This window comes from Duganella sp. CF402 (genome assembly GCF_900109645.1).
Taxonomy (GTDB): domain Bacteria; phylum Pseudomonadota; class Gammaproteobacteria; order Burkholderiales; family Burkholderiaceae_D; genus Rugamonas.
In genome coordinates, this window is record NZ_FOBG01000001.1 from 429165 (window position 1) to 450689 (window position 21525).

The window sequence follows — 21525 nt, forward strand, 5'->3', positions numbered from 1 at the left end:
GTCAGGGAAAGAGTAAGGTTTAATTTTCGAAATGTCAAATACGAAAGTAAAAAGAAAGATTGTTCGCGACCTGTTTCAGCCCTTCTGTGACTCTTTTGCTACGAAAACGAAAGTTTGTTGTTCGTGCGTTCATCGATACGAAAGATTTTAATCAAATTTTTGAAGATTCCTCTTTCTTTTTGTTGACCGGCTTTGTTTTTATTTTTAGAGTAAATGCATCCCAACGGATTTTCTTTCGAAAATAAGCAAACTATGAAACAAATCTCCGCCATCGTTGCCTTGCTCGCCAGTGGCCCTTTGTTGGCCGCCCCGATCGGCAACCTGCGTACCGTGACCGCCGCTGCCGGCCAGCAGTGGGACCTGGTGACGGATACCGGCGCCCATGTACAGGTTAGCCTTCCGCGTGCCGATGTGCTGCATATTTGGGCCGGTCCCCAATCCGGCTTGACCGGCGCTGGCGACAAGGCCGCTCCCATCGTGGTCGCCACGCCGGCGGCCTCGGTGGAGCACAGCGTCAGCGAGCAGGCCGACCATATCGTGATCCGCACGCCGGCACTGAGCCTGCGCATCGACCGCAAGCCGCTGCGTTTCACGCTGTTCCGCGCCGGTGATGCGCAGCCGCTGTGGCGCGAGGTGCAGCCGCTGGAGCTGGGCGACAAGCAAAGCGTGCAGACGCTGTCCAGCGACAAGGCGGAGCGCTTCTTCGGCGGCGGCCAACAGAACGGCCGTTATGAATTCAAGGGCAAGCAGCTGCAGGTATCGTACTCCGGCGGCTGGGAAGAGGGCGATCGTCCAAGTCCCGCGCCGTTCCTCATGAGCTCTCGCGGCTGGGGCATGCTGCGCAATACGTGGTCCGATGGCAGCTACGATTTGCGCCAGCAGGACCAGATCTCGCTTGAACATGACGAGGCGCGTTTTGAGGCCTACTACTTTGTCGGCAAGGACGTGCGCGATGTGCTGGCGCGTTACACCGAGTGGACCGGCCGCGCGCGCATGCTGCCACGCTGGGCGCTGGAATACGGTGACGCCGATTGCTACAACGACGGCGACAACGTCAAGAAACCGGGCACGGTGCCGAAGGGCTGGACCGATGGGCCGACCGGCAAGACGCCGGACGTGATCGAGACGGTGGCGCGCAAGTATCGCGAACACGATATGCCGGGCGGCTGGATTCTGCCGAACGATGGTTATGGCTGCGGTTATTCGTCGCTGCCGGAAACGGTGCAGGGCCTTGCCCAATATGGCTTCCGCACCGGCCTGTGGACCGAGAACGGCGTCGAGAAAATGGCATGGGAAGTCGGCACCGCCGGCACCCGCGTGCAAAAGCTGGACGTGGCGTGGACCGGCAAGGGCTATCAATTTTCGCTGGATGCCAACAAGTCGGCCTACGACGGCATCCTGAATAATTCCGATGGACGTCCATTCATCTGGACCGTGATGGGCTGGGCGGGGACCCAGCGTTACGCTGTCACCTGGACTGGCGACCAGAGCGCCAGCTGGGACTATATTCGCTGGCATGTGCCGACCTTGATCGGTTCCGGCTTGTCCGGCCAGGCCTATGCGACCGGTGACGTGGATGCGATTTTCGGCGGTAGCCCGGAAACCTACACGCGCGATTTGCAGTGGAAGAGTTTTACGCCGGTGTTGATGGGCATGTCCGGCTGGGCGGCGGCGGAGCGCAAGCATCCGTGGTGGTTTGCCGAGCCTTATGTCAGCATCAACCGCCGTTACCTGAAGCTGAAGATGCGCCTCACGCCGTACATGTACACGCTGATGCGCGAGGCGGAGCAGAGCGGCGCGCCGCTGGTGCGCGGTTTGATGTGGGACCATCCGCAAGACCCGGCAGCCAACACAGAAGCGTATAAGTACCAGTACTTGCTGGGCCGCGATTTGCTGGTGGCGCCGGTGTATCGCAGTCAGGCGGTGAGCCAGGGCTGGCGTCGCGCCATCCACTTGCCGCAGGGCCGCTGGTTCGATTACTGGGATGGCCGCCAGGCCACGGCGGACAAGGAGGGGCGCGATATCGACCTCGCTGTCACACTGGACAAGCTGCCGGTGTTCGTGCGCGCCGGTGCTATCCTGCCGATGTATCCGGAGATGCTGTACGACGGCCAGAAACCGAAGGATGTGCTGACGCTGGACCTGTATCCAGACGGCGCTTCCGAGTTCACGCTGTATGAAGATGACGGCAATACGCGCCGCTATCAGGACGGTGCCTACAGCCAGCAGGTGATTCGCATGAACGCGGACACCGATGGTGTGCGGGTCGATGTCGCGCCGGTGATTGGCAGCTACGACGGCCAGCTGGCGCAGCGCGCCTACGCTTTGCGTATGCTGACCCGTCAACGGCCGGTGTCTGTGAGCGTCGCCGCCACTACGTCGAGCGCCTTGCTGTCTCCGCTGGCCGACCGCGCTGCGTTCGATGCGGCGACCGAGGGCTGGTACTTCGATGCCGAGGAGCGCAAAGGCACGCTGCATGTGAAGACCGCTAGCCGCGACATTCGCCAGCCGCTGCGCTTCACGGTGCAGGCACGGGCGGCGCTGGTCGCCGACGACGCCTTCGCAGCCGCTCCGGCGCTGGGCCGCGCCATTCCTGCCGACGCCATGATGGTGATGAACCGCCCAGCCGAAGAAAACGGCAGCCCGCTGGAAAACGCCTTCGACAACAACCCGACCACCTGGTTCCGCACCGCGCGCAGCCCGGCGGTGCAAGGCGGTCCGCACGAGTGGGTGATTGGCTTCACCGAGCGCCGCCTGGTCGACGCCATCGAGCTCGCGCCGCGCAACGACCAGCACTGGCAGCACGGCCAGATCCGCGACTATGAAATCTACATGGGCGACAACAGCGGCGACTGGGGCGCACCGATCAAACGCGGCCAGCTGAAACTGTCGAAGGACATGCAGACCATCAGCTTCCCGCCGACCGTCGGCCGCCTGCTGCGCTTCCGCGTCCTCAGCACGCAGAATCCGGAAGGCGACGGCGCGGCCAGCACAGATCCAATGGTCACCGCAGCCAACGTGCCAACAGCCCGCGCCTTCAACGCCTCCGTTGCCAGCGAAGTTGCGCCGATCACGCTGTCCGAATTCCACGTGCTGGCGGTGCAGCAGAAGGAAGGCCCGGAACTGCAGCAGTTCCTGTCCGACCTGCCGCTGCCGAAGACGGTCAGCCGCGACAAGCCTGCCGGCGCCAGGGAGATGCGCATGAACGGCCTGTGGTTCCGCAAAGGACTCGGCGTCGGCGCATCCAGCCGCATCGACCTGCAACTGGCCGGCAGCTGGAACCTGCTGCGCGCCGATCTGGGTATCGATGACAGCTGCCGCAACGCTGGTGGCCTGCAGTTCCAGGTCTGGAGCGGCGAGCGCCTGCTGTACGACAGCGGCCTGATTACCGCTCCGGCCGTGGTCAAACCGGAGATCGATGTGCGGGGCCTGAGTCAAATCAGCCTGCGCACGCTGGGCGCGCGTGGCAGCAAACCGCAGCAAGTCTGCGGCAACTGGGCCAACGCGGTCTTGCTTGGCACGGAGGGAAGCACGGTCACGCCGCGCTAATCCAAACACAGTTTTCATACGAAAGAGCCCCTCTTCGGACCGGGGAGGGGTTGTTGCAGCCTCACGATAACAAACCATAGACAACAGGGAGAGAACCATGCACATGAAAAAACTGGTAGCCGCGATGGTGGCGGCGGGTCTGGCCTCGGCAGCATTCGCCGCCGAGGAGCAGGATGACAAGATGGTGCGAGTCGAGGTGACCGGCTCCAGCCTGAAACGCATCAACGCGGAAACGGCGTCGCCGGTACAGGTGATCGACGCCAAGGAGATCGAGAACATGGGCGCGCGCACGCTGCTGCAAGTGCTGGACAACCTGCCGGCCGCACGCCCTGCGCAGCAGGACTTCCGCTCCATGTTCACCGGCTCCGACGGCGCCTCGCAAGCCAACCTGCGCGGCCTTGGCGCGCAAGGCACGCTGGTGCTGCTGAATGGCCGCCGCCTGTCGTTCTACGGCGCGCCGGCCGGCTTCCAGACCATGTTCGTGAATATCGACTCGATTCCGGCAGCGGCCATCGAGCGCATGGAAATTCTGACCGACGGCGCGTCGGCGGTGTATGGTTCGGACGCAGTGGCAGGCGTCATCAATGTGATTACCAAGAAGAGCTACCAAGGGCTGGAAGCACGTGGTAATGTCGATACCTCGCCAAGCGTGAAATCCTACGGCGAACGCCAGGGCAGCTTAATCTACGGCCTTGGTGACCTTAACAGCGACGGCTACAATGTCTACGGCTCGGTCAACGTCTACCAGCGCGACCGCATTTCGAGCGCGGACACCTACCTGAAACGTCCTGGCGCCTTTTACGACGCCAACCCATCGTTCGTGCCGGGCTTCCGCGTCGGTGTCGGCAGCGAGCCGGGCGTGCTGAATCCTGGCACTTTCTTTGTATTCGACAAGGCCAATAACAACGCCAGAACCCAGCGCGCGGTCAGCGGCTGCACCACCAAAATCACCGAAGCTTCCGGCACGCGCTGCGTGTGGAACTCGTTGCCGTACGCACTGGATACCGGGCCAAGTTCGGACCGCGTCACCGGCTATCTGAACGGCCGCATGAAACTGGGCGGTGACCTGGAGGCGTTTGCGGAAACCGCGTACACCCACATCAAGCTGCGTGGCGAGAATGGTCCGCGCAGCTTCAACAGCGGCAGCACCAACAACTGGTTCGCGCGAAACACCGGCACCAACCTGAATACCTTCGCGATCCCTTACCTCGGCCCGGACAACGTCTACCTGAAAGGCAAACTGGATGCCGACATGGCCGCCAAGATGGGCGGCGCGGCGGGCCTGAACTACCTTCTGCAAGACGCCACCGGCCACTTCGGCCAGACCAATATCGACAACAGCTACCGCGCGCTGGCCGGCCTGCGCGGCAGCTTTGGCAACGGCTGGGACTTTGAAACGGCCCTCAGCGTCGCCGGTAGTCATTCGACGCTGTACCAGACCATCAACATTAACACCAAGGGCTTTGAAAAAGCTTTTGGCCCGTTCACCAAGGACCCTGTCACCGGCCGCACCTACATCGCCGACAATCCGGCCTACAAGTTCGGCGAGATCAGCGAGTCCAACGCCGCGCTGCTGCGCGAGGCCTATCCAACCTTCGACATTCAATCCTGGACCAAGCTGATTACGTGGGATGGCAAAGTGGAAGGCACACTGTTCAAGCTGGGCGAGCGCGAAGTGCGCGCCGCCTTTGGCGCCAGCTTGATGCGCGAGAGCTTCTATACGCCTGGTAACGCGGATGCGGCCAACGGCCTGATTACGCAGCAGGGCGGTTCGTGGTTCGACGGCCAGCGTAATATCTCCGCCGTGTTCAGCGAAGTGGTGGTGCCGGTCACCGACACCCTGGAACTGAACGCCGCAGCGCGTCTCGACAAATACCCGAACTTCGCCGCCAACCTGGCGCCGAAACTGGGCGTGCAATGGCGCGCGCGTCCCGAGCTGATGGTACGCGGCACCTACTCGGAAGGCTTCCGCGCACCTAACTTGGCGGAATCGGGCAGCGGCGGCGTGTTCGCGCAGGTGGGCGGCATCCGCGACACCGTGCGCTGCGACGAGACCAACGCGATGGCCAAGCTGTTGATGAAGTCCGTCACGCCGGCCGAAGCGGAACTGGGTAAGAATCTGTTGAATTCCAACTGCTCGACCACGGTCGGCGGCCTGACGCCGCCTAACCCGAACCTGCGCCCGGAGAAGGCGAAGATCTCGACCGCCGGTATCGTGCTGCAACCGGCCAAGGACGTCAGCGTGTCGGTCGACTACTGGTTCGTCTATCGTCGCAACGAGATCGTGCGCCAGGACTTCAACGAGCTGTTCACCCAACTGGTCGACAAATACGGCCCAACCCTGGCCGGCACCAGCGCGGCGATCCGCAATCCGATCAACGATGCGGACCGCGGCAACATGGCGGCGGTGGCGGCGATGTGCAAGAACCCGGCCAATGCGGCTGCGTGTTCCGGCACGCTGCCGACCTACTCGGTCGGTAATATCGGCGGCTTGATTAACTCGTACTCGAACCGTGGCCGCACCCTGATCGACGGCGTCGATATCGATGCGCGCACCCGCTTTTCGCTGGGGAATATGGGCAAGCTGAACACCGGCGTATCGGCCACCATCCGCCGCCGCGAAACCTACAACAGCGAAGACGGCACCGGCTTCTCCGGTAACTACGTGGGTTACTACGATTCGCCACGCATCCGCGCCACCTTCAATGCCGACTGGTCGTATGAAAAATTCGTCACCAGCGTGTTCGTGAACTACACCGGCAAGACCAAGTGGGCCGTCGCTCCGTGGGACACCGACAACGCGCCTGGCACCTGCATGGCTGCCGGCGTGGAGATGCCGAAGAACCAGTGCGACGGCGCGCCGTCGTACACCACGGTCAACCTGGGCCTGAGCTGGAAGCCGATCAAGAACCTTGATTTGGGCCTGAACATCAAGAATGTGCTGAACAAGCAGCCTTACTTCGACCCTAATGGGTGGGAAGGCTACAATCACAGCCAGAATCTGTTCGGACGCCAGTTTGCCTTCTCGGCCAGTTACAAATTCTTTTAACAAAGGTAGAACTGATGGACAAGCAATTCAATCGACGTGACTTCCTGGCCACCGGCGCGGCATTGGCCGGCAGCTTGATGCTGCCGAAGGCCTTCGCCGCGACGCGCCAGCGCGTACGCATCGGCATGATCGGCACCGGCATGCGCGGCCAGGTGCTGCTGCAGGAACTGCTGCGCCGCGATGATGTCGAAGTGGCGGCGCTGTGCGATATCGAACCTATCATGCTGGGCAAGGCGCTCAAGCAGGTGGAGAAATTCAACAAGCCGAAGCCGAAGACCTACGGCGAGGAGCGCGACCCGCAAGCCTACAAACGCATGCTGGATGCGGGCGGCCTTGATGGTGTGATCATCGCCACACCGTGGGAATGGCACGCCCCGATGGCCATCGCCGCCATGCAGGCCAAGATCCCGGTCGGCTGCGAGGTGGTGGCCGGCGTCACGCTGCAAGACCACTGGGATGTGCTGAACACCCAGCTGAAAACCAAGACGCCGTACATGCTGCTGGAGAACGTGTGCTTCCGCCGCGACGTGATGGCGGTGCTGCAGATGGTGCGCGCCGGCGTGTTCGGTGAGCTGGTGCACCTGCAAGGCGGCTACCAGCACGACCTGCGCGCGGTGAAGTTCAACAACGGCGATCCGGCCAAGCCATACGGCAGCGGCCTGGAATACGGCGCCAAGGGCTGGTCGGAAGCGCGCTGGCGCACCGAGCACTCGGTGCAGCGCAACGGCGAGCTGTATCCGAGCCACGGCATCGGCCCGTGCGCGATGTACACCAACATCAATCGCGGCAACCGCTTCACCCGCATCAATGCGTTCGCCACCAAGGCGCGCGGCCTGCATGACTACATCATCAAGCAGGGTGGCAAGGATCATCCTAGCGCCAAGACCACCTTCAAGCTGGGCGACGTGGTGACCACCACGCTGGCATGCGAGAACGGCGAGACCATCATCTTGCAACACGATACCTCGCTGCCGCGTCCTTACTCGCTGGGCTTCCGCGTGCAGGGCACCGACGGGCTGTGGATGGACGTGAACAATTCCATCCATATCGAAGGCAAGAGCAAGCCGCATCAGTGGGACGACTTCCAGCAGTGGCAGGACAAGTATGAGCATCCGCTGTGGAAGAAGTATGGCAAGCAGGCGGAAGGCGCGGGCCACGGCGGCATGGACTTCTTCGTGATCCATGCGTTTATCGAAGCGCTGAAGGCGGAGGCGCCGATGCCGATCGATATCTACGATGCGGTGACGTGGAGCGCCATCACGCCGCTGTCCGAGCAGTCGATTGCGCAAAACTTCCAGACCCTGGACTTCCCGGACTTCACGGCCGGCCAGTGGAAGACGCGCAAGCCGATCTTTGCGTTTGATGATCGCTATTAATCTGCACTAATAATAGCGGCGGCAAGGCGGTGTACAATCTGGGCGCTTAAATTCCACTCTTGCGCCCATGCTTTCACGCCGCCTTGTCTTAATCGCCTTGTCCGCAGCCGCCATCGCCGGCTGCAAAACCGCTCCCGTTGTGGAGACGCCTGTCGTAGTGCCGCCCCCGGTAGCGGCGCCTGAACCACTGCCTCCCAAGAAAATCAAGATCGGCCTGGCCCTCGGCGGCGGCGCCGCGCGCGGCTTTGCGCACATCGGCGTGATCAAGGCGCTGGAAGCGCAGGGCATCTACCCGGACGTGGTGGTTGGCACCAGCGCGGGCAGCGTGGTGGGCGCGCTGTACGCGGCCGGCAACACCGGCTTCCAGCTGCAGAAAATGGCGATGGAGATGGATGAGGCGCAGATTTCCGACTGGGCCTTGCCGCTGTTCCGCAAGAGCACCGGCGTGCTGAAAGGCGAAGCGCTGCAAGCGTACATTAATAAGCTGGTCAACAACCAGCCGATGGAGAAGCTGAAGATTCCATTCGGCGCGGTGGCGGCGGACCTCAAGGATGGCAAACCTATCCTGTTCCAGCGCGGGAACACCGGCATGGCGGTGCGCGCTTCGTCGGCGGTGCCGGGCGTGTTCCAGCCTGTGACGATCAATGGCCATTCCTACGTCGACGGCGGCTTGGTGGCGCCGGTGCCGGTGCGCTTCGCGCGCGACATGGGCGCGGACTTTGTCATTGCGGTCAATATCTCCACGCAGGCCGACGTGCAAGCCACCGTCAGCTCGCTGGACGTCATCATGCAGACCTTCTCCATCATGGGGCAGCGCATCAATGAATATGAGCTGCGCGATGCCGACATCGTCATCACGCCGCCGCTGGGCAAGATGGCCAGCAATGATTTCAATGGCCGCAACCAGGCCGTGCTGGCGGGCGAGCAGGCCGCCGCGCAGGTGATGGCGCAGATCAAACAGAAACTCGAAGCTAAACGTCGACAATAAGGAAGTAGCCATGCAAACCAAACCATACCTGTCGCTCGCCGACGTCAAAAAGATCGCCGCCGCCGCCGAAGCGGAAGCCGTGGCCAATAACTGGCCGGTGGTCATCGCCATCGTCGATGACGGCGGCCATCTGCTGTGGCTGCAGCGTCAGGACGGCGCCAGCCCGCTGTCCTCGCACATCGCCCCCGCCAAGGCACGCGTGTCGGCGCTGGGCCGCCGCGAGTCCAAGCTTTATGAAGACATGATCAACAGCGGCCGCACCGCATTCCTGACCGCGCCGGCCCCGGTGGCCGACGGCATGCTGGAAGGCGGCGTACCGATCATCGTGGACGGCCACACCATCGGCGCCGTGGGCGTATCGGGCGTGAAATCGACCGAAGATGCACAAATTGCAAAAGCCGGCATCGCCGCGCTGAACTAAATTCACCGCTAGCTGTCTCAGAATGCCGTCTGGATCAAATTCAGGCGGCATTTTTTATTGGAGAATCGTCGCAGCATGCGAACCGCATGCCTATAATGTGATATCGCCAGCGATATCGCTGCGATGCTATGACTCCCAAGCACCTAGCCAAGATCAAGAGGATTTTGCAGGAAATGCAGCGCTCGCCACAAGGGCGGCAGGCGCTTGAGTTCGAGGGGCTGGCCCGTGCGCTGGGGCGCGAGCGCGAAAGTCGCGGCAAGGAGCCAACTTGGTTGCGAGGGGCGAATCCGAGGTTGGCGCGGCCACTGAGTATTCCTGTGCATAGCGCCAGTGTAAAAGCAGGAACCGCGCGCTCTGTCATCAGGGCATTGCTCGATGATGTAGCGGAATGGGAACGTTATTTAGACGGAGGCGGAGATGGCGGCAAAAAATGAGGGCAAGATCAAGGCTATTTTGGCGCGCCCGTACGTGCGCCGACTGCTCCCTGATGAGCAGTTGGGGGGCTACACCGCTTATATACATGAGTTTCCAGGATGCGTGGCAGAGGGAGATACTGCAGATGAGGCGATAGCCAATCTTGATAAGGCTGCTGCTGCTTGGCTTGCGGCGTCAATTTCGCTCGGGCAGGCGATTGCGGAGCCTGTTCAGCCGTTCGATCATAGCGGCCGCATCGCGTTGCGCATCCCGCGCAGCCTGCATGGTGACGTGGCCGAGTTGGCGCAATTGCAAGGCTGTAGTGTCAATCAGTTGCTGACGGTGGCGATTTCGGAATACGTTGGCAAGCTGGGCTTGCCGCAGGTCGGGGCACATCTTGCGAGCAAATAAACTGCCTTCACCGCCTTGTCATATAGGGCAGATTTGGTTATAATTCAAAGGTTTAGCCAAATCATATCTCTACCGTAGCGACTACCACTCATCCATCATCAATCTGACCGACTCCCCCGTGGTGCGCAAGCTCCTGGGTCGCTTGACGGTCGTCTGACGTGGCGCAGCTACGGTAACTTAACAGGAGTTGCCCTTGCCGCCATTTTTTTCTGGCCCCGCCGTTCCAGCCATCCTGGCCCTCGCTGACGGAACCATTTTCAAAGGTTTTTCGATCGGCGCCGCCGGCCATACGACCGGTGAAGTGGTCTTCAACACTTCCATGACCGGCTATCAGGAGATCCTCACCGATCCTTCCTACAGCCGCCAGATCGTCACCCTGACGTATCCCCACATCGGCAACTACGGTATCAATACCGAAGACGTCGAATCCACCAAAGTGCACGCTGCCGGTCTAATCATCCGTGACCTGCCGCTGATCGCTTCGAACTTCCGCTCCTCGCAATCGCTGGCGGACTACCTGAAGGCCGAGAACATCGTCGCCATCGCCGGTATCGACACCCGTAAGCTGACCCGTATCCTGCGCGAGAAGGGTGCTCAATCGGGCGCCATCGTCACCGGCACTCAAGGTAACGAACCGTCGGTTACCCAGGCGCTGGACCTGGCCCGCTCGTTCCCCGGCCTGTCGGGCATGGACCTGGCCAAGGTGGTCACCGTTAAAGAGAAGTACGAGTTCACCGAGACCGAATGGGCGCTGGGCGAAGGCTACGGCAAGCTGGCCGACGCCAAATTCCACGTCGTCGCCTACGACTTCGGCGTGAAAAAGAACATCCTGCGCATGCTGACTTCGCGCGGTTGCAAAGTGACCGTCGTTCCTGCGCAAACCACCGCTGAAGAAGTGCTGGCCCTGAACCCGGACGGCGTGTTCCTGTCGAACGGTCCTGGCGACCCGCAGCCTTGCGATTACGCGATCGCCGCCGCCAAGGTGTTCATGGCGAAGAAGATCCCGCTGTTCGGTATCTGCCTCGGCCACCAGATCATGGGCCTGGCCTCCGGCGCCACCACCCTGAAAATGAAATTCGGCCACCACGGCGCCAACCACCCGGTGCAGGACCTGGACAGCAAGAAGGTGATGATCACGTCGCAGAACCACGGTTTCGCGGTCGATCCGAACACGCTGCCGGCCAACTGCCGCGTGACCCACGTGTCGCTGTTCGACGGTTCGCTGCAGGGCTTCGCCCGCACCGACACGCCGGCCTTCTGCTTCCAGGGCCACCCTGAAGCATCGCCTGGCCCGACTGACGTCGCTTACCTGTTTGACCGCTTCATCGGCCTGATGGAAGCAACGGAGAAAAAATAAATGCCAAAACGTTCTGATATTAAAAGCATTCTGATTATTGGTGCTGGCCCGATCATCATCGGCCAGGCCTGCGAATTCGACTATTCCGGCGCACAGGCTTGCAAGGCGCTGCGCGAAGAGGGCTACAAAGTCATTCTGGTCAATAGCAACCCTGCGACCATCATGACCGACCCGGAAATGGCCGACGTTACCTACATCGAGCCGATCACCTGGCAAGTCGTAGAAAAAATCATCGCCAAGGAAAAACCGGACGCGATCCTGCCGACGATGGGCGGCCAGACCGCGCTGAACTGCGCGCTGGACCTGCACCGCAACGGCGTGCTGGATAAGTACAAGGTTGAACTGATCGGCGCCACCCCGGAAGCCATCGACAAGGCCGAAGACCGCGCCAAGTTCAAGGACGCGATGACCAAGATCGGCCTGGGTTCGGCACGTTCCGGCGTGGCGCACTCGATGGAAGAATCGTGGGCGGTGCAGAAGGAAGTCGGCTTCCCGACCATCATCCGTCCGTCGTTCACGATGGGCGGCAGCGGCGGCGGTATCGCTTACAACGAAGAAGAATTCGAAGCGATCTGCAAACGCGGCCTGGAAGCTTCGCCTACCAACGAGCTGCTGATCGAAGAATCGCTGCTGGGCTGGAAAGAGTACGAGATGGAAGTGGTGCGCGACAAGGCGGACAACTGCATCATCATCTGCTCGATCGAAAACCTGGACCCGATGGGCGTGCACACCGGCGACTCGATCACCGTGGCGCCAGCACAGACCCTGACCGACAAGGAATACCAGATCATGCGTAACGCCTCGCTGGCGGTACTGCGTGAAATCGGCGTGGACACCGGCGGTTCCAACGTGCAGTTCTCGATCAACCCGAAAGACGGCCGCATGATCGTCATCGAGATGAACCCGCGCGTATCGCGTTCGTCGGCACTGGCATCGAAAGCCACTGGCTTCCCGATCGCCAAAGTGGCCGCCAAGCTGGCAGTGGGCTTCACGCTGGACGAGCTGCGCAACGAGATCACCGGCGGCGCGACCCCGGCCTCGTTCGAGCCTTCGATCGACTACGTCGTGACCAAGGTGCCGCGCTTCACCTTCGAGAAGTTCCCGACCGCCGATCACCACCTGACCACCCAGATGAAATCCGTTGGTGAAGTGATGGCGATCGGTCGCACCTTCCAGGAATCGTTCCAGAAAGCCCTGCGCGGTCTGGAAGTGGGCGTGGATGGCCTGAACGAAAAAACCAAAGACCGCGAGAAGATCGAAGAAGAACTGGGTGCGCCTGGTCCTGAGCGTATCTGGTACGTGGGCGATGCGTTCGCTCAAGGCTTCACGATGGAAGAAGTGCACAACCTGACCAAGATCGATCCGTGGTTCCTGATCCAGATTAAAGAGATCGTGGACCTGGAACTGTGGATGGACACCCAGAAGCTGGAACAGCTGGACAAGACCACGCTGTACAAGCTGAAACAGAAGGGCTTCTCGGACCGCCGCCTGGCCTTCCTGCTGCAAACCACGCCGGCAGAAGTGCGCAAGTACCGTCACTCGCTGAACATCCGTCCGGTGTACAAGCGCGTGGACACCTGCGCTGCGGAATTCGCGACCAACACCGCGTACATGTACTCGACCTACGATGAAGAGTGCGAGTCCAACCCGACCGACAAGAAGAAGATCATGGTGCTGGGCGGGGGGCCTAACCGAATCGGCCAGGGTATCGAATTCGACTACTGCTGTGTGCACGCCGCGCTGGCCATGCGCGAAGACGGCTACGAGACCATCATGGTCAACTGCAATCCAGAGACCGTGTCGACCGACTACGATACCTCGGATCGCCTGTACTTCGAATCGCTGACGCTGGAAGACGTGCTGGAAATCGTCGACCTGGAAAAACCAGTCGGCGTGATCGTGCAGTACGGCGGCCAGACCCCGTTGAAACTGGCGCTGGACCTGGAGGCCAATGGCGTACCTATCGTCGGCACCTCGCCGGACATGATCGACGCCGCCGAAGACCGCGAGCGTTTCCAGAAGCTGCTGCAAGACCTCAACCTGCGCCAACCGCCTAACCGCACCGCGCGCACCGAAGAAGAAGCGCTGAAGCTGGCGCAGGAAATCGGCTACCCGCTGGTGGTGCGTCCGTCCTACGTGCTGGGCGGCCGTGCGATGGAAATCGTCCACGAGCAGCGTGACCTCGAGCGCTACATGCGCGAAGCGGTCAAGGTATCGAACGATTCGCCAGTGCTGCTGGACCGCTTCCTGAACGACGCCATTGAGTGCGACGTCGACTGCATCTCGGACGGCGAAACCACCTTCATCGGCGGCGTGATGGAGCACATCGAACAAGCTGGCGTCCACTCGGGCGACTCGGCCTGCTCGCTGCCTCCGTACTCGCTGGCGCAAGAGACCATCGATGAACTGAAGCGCCAGACCTCGCTGATGGCCAAGGGCCTGAACGTGGTCGGCCTGATGAACGTGCAGTTCGCGATCCAGAAGCAGGACGGCCAGGATGTGGTCTACGTGCTGGAAGTGAACCCGCGCGCATCGCGTACCGTGCCTTACGTGTCGAAAGCGACCGGCCTGCAGCTGGCCAAGATCGCCGCGCGTTGCATGGTCGGCCAGAAGCTGGCGGATCAAGGTATCACCAAGGAAGTGGTGCCGCCTTACTTCAGCGTCAAGGAAGCCGTGTTCCCGTTCGTGAAATTCCCTGGCGTGGACACCATCCTCGGCCCAGAGATGAAATCGACCGGTGAAGTGATGGGCGTTGGTAAAACCTTCGGCGAAGCCTTCGTGAAATCGCAGCTGGGCGCTGGCGTCAAGCTGCCGAAATCGGGCAAGGTATTCCTGTCGGTGAAATCGTCGGACAAGCCACGCGCCGTGAAAGTGGCGCGCGATCTGGTCGACATGGGCTTCACCCTGGCAGCGACCAAGGGCACCGCAGCGGTGATTTCGGCGGCTGGCATTCCAGTCACCGCAGTCAACAAAGTGGTGGAAGGCCGTCCGCACGTGGTCGACATGATCAAGAACCACGAAATCGTCCTGGTCATCAACACGGTGGAAGAGAAGCGCAACGCCATCATCGACTCGCGTGCCATCCGCACCTCGTCGCTGGCATCGCGCGTGACCACGTACACCACCATCGCCGGCGCTGAAGCGGCAGTGGAAGGCATCCGTCATCTCGACGAATTGCAAGTGTACGATTTACAAGGGCTGCATAAAACCTTACACTAAGCCCTAATAGGTTTAGGTAGTACCCGGACCACAGAGCTCGCGCAGGCAGTTAGGCGCGGCCTCTGTGGTTTTCCATTGTAAAAACAGAGTAAATAAATAACATGACTTCAGTTCCACTGACCAAATTCGGCGCCGAGCTCCTGAAAGAAGAGCTGCACCAGTTGAAGACCAAAGAACGCCGTATCGTGATCGACGCGATTGCCGAAGCACGCTCGCATGGCGACCTGTCCGAAAACGCCGAGTACGATGCCGCCAAGGAGCGCCAGGCGTTCGTGGAAGGCCGCATCGCGGAACTGGAAGGTAAGCTGAGCGCCGCGCAGATCATCGATCCGGCTACGCTGGACGCCGAAGGCCGCGTGGTGTTTGCATCGACTGTAGATCTGGAAGACCTGGAGTCGGGCGCGAAAGTGACCTACCAGATCGTCGGCATCGACGAAGCGGACCTGAAACTGAGCAAAGTATCGGTGACCTCGCCGATCGCCCGCGCGCTGATCGGCAAGTCGGCCGGCGACGTGGTGGAAGTGCAGGCCCCATCGGGCCCGCGCGAGTACGAAATCCTGGAAGTGCGTTACGTCTGATGCTGCTCGCCCGTACACGTTTGCTGGTCGCGACCCTGTGGGCCGGCAGTTTGTGGGCGGTGGGCTATCTGGCTGCGCCGACCCTGTTTGCCACGCTGAGTGACCGCGTGCTGGCCGGCACCATTGCCGCCAGCCTGTTCACCAATCAAGCCTGGCTGTCGATCATCTGTGCGCTGGTGATGCTGGTGCTGCTGTGGGCGACCCAGACCAGCACCGGCGGCATCTTTGCCGGCCCGGCGGCCAATATGGCGTACAAGGCGCGCCGTACGCTGCTGATTATCGTGCTGGCGATGCTGGGCTGTACGCTGGTATCGCATTTCGGCCTGCAGCCGATGATGGCGTCGCTGCGTGCCGCAGCGGGGCCGGGCGGTGTGATGGAAGGCGCCGCGCGCAATGAATTCGGCATCCTGCATGGCATTTCGAGTGCCATCTACCTGGTGCAAAGCCTGCTGGCCGCCTGGCTGGTAGTGAAGCAGTAATGTCGTCATCCCGGCGCAGGCCGGGATCCAGGATTGGATTCCGGCCTGCGCCGGAATGACGTCTTAACCGAGTACAGTCTTTTTGGTCGACTTCTGGCGTGCCTTGGCGCGCTTGATGTTGCCGCCCTGGGTTACACGTTCATTCCCCTTCAGCAGGACCTTGGTGACCGACGGACGCTTGGTGCCGCTGGCGCTGGCCTTGACGATGGTGACTTCACGCATGCCTTTGCCGGAGCTGGCGCGGGCTTTTTCGGTTTCCACTTTCGGACGGTACAGCACCAGCAGCTTGCCGATGTGCTGCACCGGCGCCGCTTTCAGCTGCTCGCAGATAGTTTCGTACATCGCGATGCGCGCTTCGCGGTCATCGCCGAATACACGCACCTTGATCAGGCCGTGCGAATCCAGGCCCAGCGAGATCTCTTTGATAACGTTGGCAGTCAGGCCATCGGCGCCGATCAGGACGATAGGTTTCAGGCCGTGGGCTTCGGCGCGCAGGGCACTGCGCTCAACGGGGGTAAGTTTGATCATAAAATTTCTTTTTGTAGGTTCCTTAAAGGCAGTATTCTACGCGAATGGCTAAGAACAAAATAAACAAAAACTGGATTCACGACCATATTAACGATCCTTACGTGAAATTGGCCCAGAAAGAGGGCTATCGCGCCCGTGCGGCTTTCAAGCTGAAAGAGATCGATGAGGACGAGAAGCTCATCAAGCCCGGCCAGGTCATCGTCGACCTCGGTTGCACGCCGGGCAGCTGGGGCCAGTACGCGCGCCGCAAGCTGGCGGGCAAGGAGGGCGGCGGCATCAACGGCACCCTGATCGGCCTCGATATGCTGCCGATGGAACCGATCGCTGATTTTCACTTTATCCAGGGCGATTTCCGCGAAGCTGATGTATTGCAGCAGCTGGAATCTGTGGTGCAGGGTGCGAGAGTTGATCTTGTGTTATCGGATATGGCGCCCAACCTGTCCGGCATCCATGATGCCGACGCCGCCCGCATGGAGCACCTGATCGACCTGGCGATCGAATTTTCCCAGGCGCACCTGAAGCCGGAAGGCTCGCTGCTGGTCAAGTGTTTTAAAGACATGGGTTTCAATGACATTGTGCTGAAATTCCGCGCCGAATTTAAAACCGTGATCCAGAAGAAGCCCAAAGCCAGCCGTGACAAGTCGTCCGAGATCTTCCTGCTCGGCCGTGGCCTGAAAAACCCGACCGAAGGCGGCATGGCTTCGGCCCAACCGCTGGATTCCGAGGGCTGGCACCCTTGATATTTGCTGAATTACCCGCAAATTAAGCTCCGGAGAAGCAGTTTTATCTTGAATAGAATGTGTTTTTGCTCAAATAATAAGCTTTTCAGCCAGTTTTAAGCTGGCGCACGGCAGGGTTCTGGCACCTCCTGCCTATTGCGGGTAAAATCGAATTTCAGCCAGGTTTATCGATGCGGCTCGCATCCAAGGAGTTTTCGTGAATAACATGTTTTCCAAATCAGCCATCTGGGTAGTTGTGGTGCTGCTCCTGCTTATGCTGTACAAGCAGTTCGACAGCCACGGCGTCACCGGTGGCGCCAAATCCATCGCTTATTCCGACTTGCTGGATGACGTGAAAGCCAAGCGCATCAAGGATGTCGTGATTGAAGGCGGCAACATTACCGCCACCCGTAGCGACGACACCAAAGTCCGCACCACCGCGACGCTGCTCGATCGCGGCCTGATCGGCGACCTGCGCGACAACGGCATTCATTTCGACGTGAAACCGCCGGAGGAACCATCGTTCCTGTCGCAGGTGTTCGTGTCGTGGTTCCCGATGCTGCTGCTGATCGGCGTGTGGATCTTCTTCATGCGGCAGATGCAGGGCGGCGGCAAGGGCGGCGCGTTCTCCTTCGGCAAGTCGAAGGCGCGCATGATGGATGAAACCAACAACACCGTCACCCTGTCCGACGTGGCAGGCTGCGACGAAGCCAAGGAAGAAGTGGGCGAGATCGTCGACTTCCTGAAAGACCCGAGCAAGTTCCAGAAACTGGGCGGCCGCATTCCACGCGGCGTGCTGATGGTCGGTCCTCCGGGCACCGGTAAAACCCTGCTGGCACGCGCCATCGCCGGTGAAGCCAAGGTGCCGTTCTTCTCGATTTCCGGTTCGGACTTCGTTGAGATGTTCGTCGGTGTGGGTGCGTCCCGTGTCCGCGACATGTTCGAGAACGCCAAGAAGCATTCGCCTTGCATCATCTTCATCGACGAGATCGACGCGGTTGGCCGTCATCGTGGCGCCGGCATGGGCGGCGGTAACGACGAGCGCGAACAGACGCTGAACCAGCTGCTGGTGGAAATGGACGGCTTTGAAGCGCAGTCCGGCGTGATTGTGATCGCCGCCACCAACCGTGCCGACGTGCTGGATAAGGCGCTGCTGCGTCCGGGCCGTTTCGACCGTCAAGTGAACGTGGGCCTGCCGGACATCCGTGGCCGCGAACAGATCCTGAACGTGCACATGCGCAAAGTGCCGATCGGCACCGACGTGAAAGCCGACGTGCTGGCTCGCGGCACCCCGGGCTTCTCCGGCGCCGACCTGGCCAACCTGGTCAACGAAGCTGCGCTGTTTGCGGCCCGCCGCTCCAAGCGCCTGGTCGACATGGCCGACTTCGAAGATGCCAAGGACAAGATCTACATGGGCCCTGAGCGCAAGTCGATGGTTATCCGCGAGGAAGAACGTCGCAACACCGCTTACCACGAGTCCGGCCACGCCGTGGTTGCCAAGCTGCTGCCGAAGGCTGACCCGGTGCACAAGGTCACCATCATGCCGCGCGGCTGGGCACTGGGCCTGACCTGGCAGCTGCCGGAGCACGACAATATCTCGGGCTACAAGGACAAGATGCTGGAAGAGATTTCCATCCTGTTCGGCGGCCGTATCGCGGAAGAAGTGTTTGTCGGCCAGATGTCGACCGGCGCCTCGAATGACTTCTCGCGCGCCACCAAGCTGGCTCGCTCGATGGTCACCAAGTTCGGTATGTCGGACGAACTGGGCGTGATGGTCTACGAAGATTCGCAGAACGACGGTTTCCTGGGCGGTTCCAACAAGACCATCTCGGAAGCGACCCAGCAAAAGGTCGACGCGGAAATCCGCAAGATCCTGGACACGCAATACGCGCTGGCCCGCAAGCTGCTGGAAGAAAACCGCGACAAGGTCGAAGTCATGACCAAGGCGCTGCTGGAATGGGAAACCATCGACGCAGACCAGATCAACGACATCATGGCCGGCCTGGAGCCGCGTCCGCCGAAAGCCGGCGTGTCGATCCGCAAACAGCCTCCGGGCGATGGCGGCAGCGGCGTTTCGCCTAGCGTGACTGCACCGGCGTAATCTGGCGCAAGGCATCAACAACTAAGGGTGAGGAGCGATCCTCGCCCTTTTTCATTTCAGTTTCACATGCAATCAACCTTACAGTTTGGCCGTTTTAACTACCCGTGGCGGGGGCAGGGCGTGCGCGCCCGCGTGATGGGCATCCTCAACGTGACGCCCGATTCCTTCTCCGACGGCGGCAATTACCAGTCGCTGGAATTTGCCATCTCGCATGCCGAGGAAATGATCGAGGCCGGCGTCGACATCATCGACGTGGGCGGCGAATCGACCCGTCCCGGCTCGCCGCCGGTGTCGCTCGAAGACGAGCTGCAGCGCGTGATGCCGGTGCTGTACGCGGTGCGCGACATGGGGCCGGCCATTTCGGTCGACACCTACAAGCCGCAGGTGATGCGCGAAGCCATCATCGCCGGCGTCGACATGATCAACGACATCAACGGCTTCCGCGCCCCGGGCGCCATCGAAGCGGTGCGCGACAGCGACTGCGCGCTATGCATCATGCACATGCAAAGCGATCCGCAGCACATGCAGCTGGCGCCGTCCTACACCGACGTGGTGGCCGAGGTCAGCGCCTTCCTGCGCGAGCGGGTGGCAGCGCTGCTGGCCGGCGGCATTGATCCACGTCGACTTTGCATCGATCCCGGCTTTGGCTTTGGCAAGACTGTGGAGCATAATTATGCCTTGCTGAAAGCCACTTCACGCCTGATCGACGAGCTGAACCTGCCGCTGCTGGCTGGCCTGTCGCGCAAGTCGATGGTGGGCGCGGTGACCGGCAAGCCGGTGGAACAGCGCATGGCGGGCAGCGTCGGCGGCGCACTGGCGGCCGTGGCGCAAGGCGCGCTGATCGTGCGGGTGCACGACGTGGCCGAAACCGTCGACGCCCTCAAGGTCTGGCACGCAGCACAATAACAATTTATAAAGAGCACACAACTATGGCACGTAAATATTTTGGCACCGATGGTATCCGTGGCCTGGTCGGCGAAGCGCCGATCACGCCTGACTTCGTGATGCGCCTCGGCTATGCAGCCGGCAAGGTGCTGGCAAGCAAACGCAGCGGTACTGGACGTCCTACCGTCCTGATCGGCAAAGACACCCGCATCTCGGGCTACATGCTGGAAGCGGCGCTGGAAGCCGGCTTTTCGGCCGCCGGCGTCGACGTGATGCTGGCCGGCCCGATGCCGACCCCGGCCATCGCCTACCTGACGCGCGCGCTGCGCCTGTCGGCCGGCGTGGTGATCTCGGCCTCGCACAACCCGTTCCAGGATAACGGCATCAAATTCTTCTCGGCGCAAGGCGCCAAGCTGCCGGACGCGGTCGAACTGGACATCGAAGCCGCGCTGGACGAGCCGATGAACTGCGTGCCGTCGGAAAAACTGGGCCGCGCCAAGCGCCTGGACGACGCCCAGGGCCGCTACATCGAATTCTGCAAGAGCACCTTCCCGAACGAACTGGACCTGCGCGGCCTGAAAGTGGTGGTCGACTGCGCCCACGGCGCGGCCTACAACATCGCGCCGCACGTATTCCATGAACTGGGCGCGGAAGTGATCGCCATCGGCAATAAGCCGGACGGCTTCAACATCAACCTTGAGCACGGCGCCACCGCGCCGAAAGCGATGGCCGCCGCCGTGCTGGCGCATGGCGCCGATCTCGGCATCGCGCTCGACGGCGACGCCGACCGCCTGATCATGTGCGACCACAATGGCCGGCTGTATAACGGCGACGAGCTGCTCTACCTGATGGTGATGGATCGCCTGGCCACCGGCCCGGTGGCGGGCGCGGTCGGCACCCTGATGACCAATATGGCGGTGGAAGTGGCGCTGAAACAGAAGGGCATTGGCTTTGCGCGTGCCAAAGTGGGCGACCGCTACGTGCTGGAAGTGATGCAGGAAAACGGCTGGATCCTCGGCGGCGAAGGCTCGGGCCACTTGCTGGCGCTGGACAAGCACACCACCGGCGATGGCATCATCTCGGCGCTGCAAGTGCTGTCGGCGCTGAAGCGTGCCGGCAAGTCACTGGAGGAATGCTGTGGCGACCTGAAAATCTTCCCGCAAACCCTGATCAACGTGCGCGTGGCGGCCGGTTTCGACTGGACCAGGAACGCGGCGATGGTGGCGGAAAAAGCCAAGGTCGAGGCCGAGCTGGGCGACAGCGGCCGGGTGCTGATCCGCGCCTCGGGCACCGAGCCGCTGATCCGCGTGATGGTCGAAGCGCGCAACGCCGAGGACGCGCAATCGATGGCGCGCCGCATCGCCGACAAGGTGGAGAGCCAGCTGGCTGCTTAAAATTTCATCAATGAAATTTAAATCGGGTGCTTTGATTGACGTCTGAGGCGAGTGAGG

General features: G+C 61.2%; 16 protein-coding genes. 15 read left to right on the forward strand and 1 reads right to left on the reverse strand.

The annotated features are described in order from the left end of the window. Positions 1–252 precede the first annotated feature (252 nt). The 11 genes from BMZ70_RS01990 to BMZ70_RS02035 all read left to right on the forward strand — a co-directional run bounded on the left by BMZ70_RS01990 (position 253) and on the right by BMZ70_RS02035 (position 15841). Entirely contained in the window at positions 253–3549 is a 3297-nt protein-coding gene (locus tag BMZ70_RS01990) for a TIM-barrel domain-containing protein (protein WP_092269214.1), read from the forward strand. A 103-nt stretch (positions 3550–3652) separates the two neighbouring features. Then, on the forward strand, positions 3653–6598 hold the full coding sequence (locus tag BMZ70_RS01995; RefSeq protein WP_229205258.1) for a TonB-dependent receptor plug domain-containing protein: 2946 nt from the start codon (positions 3653–3655) through the stop codon (positions 6596–6598). A gap of 14 nt (positions 6599–6612) precedes the next feature. Continuing rightward, positions 6613–7974, forward strand: a complete 1362-nt coding sequence (locus tag BMZ70_RS02000; RefSeq protein ID WP_092269220.1) for a Gfo/Idh/MocA family protein — start codon at positions 6613–6615, stop codon at positions 7972–7974. A gap of 67 nt (positions 7975–8041) precedes the next feature. Continuing rightward, positions 8042–8962, forward strand: coding sequence for a patatin-like phospholipase family protein (locus BMZ70_RS02005; RefSeq protein WP_092269223.1), 921 nt, complete (start codon positions 8042–8044; stop codon positions 8960–8962). Positions 8963–8972: 10 nt separating this feature from the next. Continuing rightward, positions 8973–9383, forward strand: a complete 411-nt coding sequence (locus tag BMZ70_RS02010) for a GlcG/HbpS family heme-binding protein (protein ID WP_092269226.1) — start codon at positions 8973–8975, stop codon at positions 9381–9383. A gap of 128 nt (positions 9384–9511) precedes the next feature. Further along, a complete protein-coding gene (locus BMZ70_RS27850; protein WP_130300934.1) occupies positions 9512–9817 on the forward strand; it encodes a hypothetical protein in 306 nt (101 codons plus the stop codon). Next, on the forward strand, positions 9801–10208 hold the full coding sequence (locus tag BMZ70_RS02015; RefSeq protein ID WP_092269229.1) for a toxin-antitoxin system HicB family antitoxin: 408 nt from the start codon (positions 9801–9803) through the stop codon (positions 10206–10208). The genes BMZ70_RS27850 and BMZ70_RS02015 overlap by 17 nt, the downstream gene beginning before the upstream one ends. A gap of 193 nt (positions 10209–10401) precedes the next feature. After that, on the forward strand, positions 10402–11565 hold the full coding sequence (carA, locus tag BMZ70_RS02020; protein ID WP_092269231.1) for a glutamine-hydrolyzing carbamoyl-phosphate synthase small subunit: 1164 nt from the start codon (positions 10402–10404) through the stop codon (positions 11563–11565). Continuing rightward, positions 11566–14784 carry a carbamoyl-phosphate synthase large subunit gene (gene carB / locus BMZ70_RS02025; protein ID WP_092269235.1) on the forward strand — a complete coding sequence of 1073 codons (3219 nt, stop codon included), beginning with the start codon at positions 11566–11568 and terminating at the stop codon, positions 14782–14784. A gap of 101 nt (positions 14785–14885) precedes the next feature. Further along, a complete protein-coding gene (greA, locus tag BMZ70_RS02030) occupies positions 14886–15362 on the forward strand; it encodes a transcription elongation factor GreA (RefSeq protein ID WP_092269238.1) in 477 nt (158 codons plus the stop codon). Then, positions 15362–15841, forward strand: a complete 480-nt coding sequence (locus BMZ70_RS02035; RefSeq protein ID WP_092269240.1) for a DUF4149 domain-containing protein — start codon at positions 15362–15364, stop codon at positions 15839–15841. The genes greA and BMZ70_RS02035 overlap by 1 nt, the downstream gene beginning before the upstream one ends. A 63-nt stretch (positions 15842–15904) precedes the next feature. On the opposite strand, the gene BMZ70_RS02040 is transcribed toward BMZ70_RS02035, so the two are convergent. After that, positions 15905–16369: a YhbY family RNA-binding protein gene (locus BMZ70_RS02040; RefSeq protein WP_092269244.1), complete on the reverse strand. Its 465-nt coding sequence runs from the start codon at positions 16367–16369 to the stop codon at positions 15905–15907. 44 nt (positions 16370–16413) lie between these two features. Here BMZ70_RS02040 and BMZ70_RS02045 point away from each other — a divergent pair, with 44 nt between their 5' ends. The 4 genes from BMZ70_RS02045 to glmM all read left to right on the forward strand — a co-directional run bounded on the left by BMZ70_RS02045 (position 16414) and on the right by glmM (position 21468). Next, positions 16414–17109: an RlmE family RNA methyltransferase gene (locus tag BMZ70_RS02045; RefSeq protein WP_092269247.1), complete on the forward strand. Its 696-nt coding sequence runs from the start codon at positions 16414–16416 to the stop codon at positions 17107–17109. Between the two features lie 196 nt (positions 17110–17305). Beyond that, a complete protein-coding gene (gene ftsH, locus BMZ70_RS02050) occupies positions 17306–19189 on the forward strand; it encodes an ATP-dependent zinc metalloprotease FtsH (protein WP_092269250.1) in 1884 nt (627 codons plus the stop codon). A 66-nt stretch (positions 19190–19255) separates the two neighbouring features. After that, the gene (folP, locus tag BMZ70_RS02055) at positions 19256–20095 is read left to right on the forward strand and encodes a dihydropteroate synthase (RefSeq protein ID WP_092269253.1); all 840 of its coding nucleotides are present in this window, start codon (positions 19256–19258) and stop codon (positions 20093–20095) included. A 23-nt stretch (positions 20096–20118) separates the two neighbouring features. Continuing rightward, positions 20119–21468, forward strand: coding sequence for a phosphoglucosamine mutase (glmM, locus tag BMZ70_RS02060; protein WP_092269256.1), 1350 nt, complete (start codon positions 20119–20121; stop codon positions 21466–21468). The last annotated feature ends 57 nt before the right edge of the window (positions 21469–21525 follow it).

Coding starts and splice junctions, on each gene's coding strand:
- greA (WP_092269238.1), top strand. CDS start 14,886: ATGACTTCAGTTCCACTGACCAAATTCGGCGCCGAGCTCCTGAAAGAA.
- BMZ70_RS02035 (WP_092269240.1), top strand. CDS start 15,362: ATGCTGCTCGCCCGTACACGTTTGCTGGTCGCGACCCTGTGGGCCGGC.
- carB (WP_092269235.1), top strand. CDS start 11,566: ATGCCAAAACGTTCTGATATTAAAAGCATTCTGATTATTGGTGCTGGC.
- BMZ70_RS02040 (WP_092269244.1), bottom strand. CDS start 16,369: ATGATCAAACTTACCCCCGTTGAGCGCAGTGCCCTGCGCGCCGAAGCC.
- folP (WP_092269253.1), top strand. CDS start 19,256: ATGCAATCAACCTTACAGTTTGGCCGTTTTAACTACCCGTGGCGGGGG.
- BMZ70_RS02000 (WP_092269220.1), top strand. CDS start 6,613: ATGGACAAGCAATTCAATCGACGTGACTTCCTGGCCACCGGCGCGGCA.
- BMZ70_RS02045 (WP_092269247.1), top strand. CDS start 16,414: ATGGCTAAGAACAAAATAAACAAAAACTGGATTCACGACCATATTAAC.
- glmM (WP_092269256.1), top strand. CDS start 20,119: ATGGCACGTAAATATTTTGGCACCGATGGTATCCGTGGCCTGGTCGGC.
- BMZ70_RS02010 (WP_092269226.1), top strand. CDS start 8,973: ATGCAAACCAAACCATACCTGTCGCTCGCCGACGTCAAAAAGATCGCC.
- BMZ70_RS27850 (WP_130300934.1), top strand. CDS start 9,512: ATGACTCCCAAGCACCTAGCCAAGATCAAGAGGATTTTGCAGGAAATG.
- BMZ70_RS01995 (WP_229205258.1), top strand. CDS start 3,653: ATGAAAAAACTGGTAGCCGCGATGGTGGCGGCGGGTCTGGCCTCGGCA.
- BMZ70_RS02015 (WP_092269229.1), top strand. CDS start 9,801: ATGGCGGCAAAAAATGAGGGCAAGATCAAGGCTATTTTGGCGCGCCCG.
- BMZ70_RS01990 (WP_092269214.1), top strand. CDS start 253: ATGAAACAAATCTCCGCCATCGTTGCCTTGCTCGCCAGTGGCCCTTTG.
- BMZ70_RS02005 (WP_092269223.1), top strand. CDS start 8,042: ATGCTTTCACGCCGCCTTGTCTTAATCGCCTTGTCCGCAGCCGCCATC.